General features: G+C 44.1%; 1 protein-coding gene. It reads left to right on the forward strand.

Annotation, left to right across the window (positions count from 1 at the left end):
• Positions 1 to 2122 (forward strand): condensation domain-containing protein (locus J3L16_RS15685; RefSeq protein WP_207614006.1); only part of this gene is annotated, 2122 nt, incomplete at both ends.

The following is a 2122-nucleotide window of genomic DNA, read 5'->3' on the forward strand; positions in this document are numbered from 1 at the left end:
CAATACTGGCGTTACAAGTGGTTGCTAGGGCCCGTAAGCAGGGGATGAAGTTCTCACCTAAAGCCTTGATGAATAAGCAAACCATTGCTGAGTTAATATCAAGCATGAATGCGCCTAAAGGTGAAATAGAAGAAACATTGGCGGCTATTTGGTGCGATATACTGAAGCTAGAGCGAGTTTCGCGTCACGATAACTTCTTTGAATTGGGTGGAGACTCGATACTGGCGTTGCAAGTGGTTGCTCGAGCACGTAAACAAGGCTTAAAGTGTAAACCTAAGCAGTTACTTGAAGCTCAACATTTGGCTGATTTAGCAAAGTGCATGGTGAGTAATGATGCTGCAGTTTCAGAGTTTACGGCACAAGATAGCATCGCGAATAAAGGCATACAGTCATTAAGCTCATCACAGCGTTCGAGCATCCCCTTATCATTCGCGCAAGCGAGGCAGTGGTTTTTATGGCAATTGATGCCGGATAGCACGGCGTACCATATTCCAGGTGCGTTGAAATTTACGGGCTCATTGGATGTTTCGGCGTTAACTACAAGTTTTAATGAAATAGTGCAACGCCATGAATCGTTTAGAACTAACTTTACAGCACTTGACGATGGTCATGCCCAGCAGGTTATTCATCCTGAAGGTCAGTTAACTCTCTCTGAGGTTGATTTATCTGCGCTTAATGGTGAAGAGCAGCAAGCACAAGCGAGAGCTCAAGCGCTCGCATGGAACTCACAAGCGTTTGATTTAACGCAAGATGGGTTATTACGTGTTGGTGTGATTAAACTTTCGGCTGATGAGCATATTCTTGTTGTTGTGATGCATCACATTATTAGTGATGGTTGGTCAATGCAGTTATTGATTAATGAATTTGTAGCACGTTATGAAGCGCTGATTACAGGTGGATCACTTACATTACCACCATTGTCGATTCACTATGCAGATTATGCGGTATGGCAACGCAACTGGCTGGCAGCTGGTGAGCTTGAAAAGCAATTAGCGTATTGGTGCGAGCACCTAGATACGGAGCAAGGAGAGCAACAACCTGTTTTACAACTTGCGACAGACAATGCAAGAGGGCTTGATGTTAACTACACGCAAGCGAACTATGTTTTTACTTTACCTGCTGCGTTGAGTCGTTCGCTAAAACAGGTTTCAGGTGCGAACCAGTCAACCTTATTTATGAGTCTGTTAGCGGCGTATCAAGTGCTGTTATATCGCTATACAGGGCAAGAAGATATTCGTATTGGTGTACCTATTGCGAACCGTCATCGCAGTGAAGTTGAGCAAGTGATTGGCTTTTTCGTGAACACACAAGTCTTGCGTGGAGTACTGGATAGCAGCATGTCACTGTCTGAGGTTTTAGCGCAAGCTAAAGCAACTGCATTAGGGGCGCAGGCACATCAAGATTTGCCGTTTGAAAAGTTAGTTGAAGCGTTACAGCCTGAGCGAAGCTTGCAACATACCCCGTTATTTCAGGTGATGTATAACCACCAACGTAAAGACACGCAAGCCTTGTCTCAGTTATCAGATTTAACAATAGAAGAATATGCGTTAGGTGATAAGGCTGCGCAATTTGAATTAATTTTAAATACCACAGAAAACGCAGAAGGTGATATTTCAATTGATTTCAGTTATGCAAAAGAGCTGTTTAACCACGGTACGATAAAACGTTTAGGCGAGCATTACACGGCCATATTAACGGCATTAACACAAGAGCCTAAGCAGCGCATTGGCGACATAGCGTTACTGTCAAAAGCTGAAACTGAAGCGCTGCTCGCCATAGGCAGTAATGAGATAAGTTATGAACAAGACACACTTGTTCATGAATTGATTGAGCAGCAAGCACGTAGCACACCGAATGGGATAGCCCTTGTATTTGAAGACGAGACGTTAACGTATCAGGTGTTAAATGCACGAGCAAACCAATTAGCACATTACTTGATAGCACAAGGGGTTCAGCCAGAAGATACAGTGGGTATAGCGGTTGAGCGCTCAGTTGAAATGGTGGTTGGTTTACTGGCCATTTTAAAGGTGGGCGGGGCGTATGTGCCACTTGACCCCAATTACCCACAAGAGCGCCTAGCTTATATTATGTCAGACAGTGGCATTAGTACGTTATTAACGCA

The sequence above is a fragment of the Alteromonas sp. 5E99-2 genome (assembly GCF_017368475.1).
Taxonomy (GTDB): domain Bacteria; phylum Pseudomonadota; class Gammaproteobacteria; order Enterobacterales; family Alteromonadaceae; genus Alteromonas_F.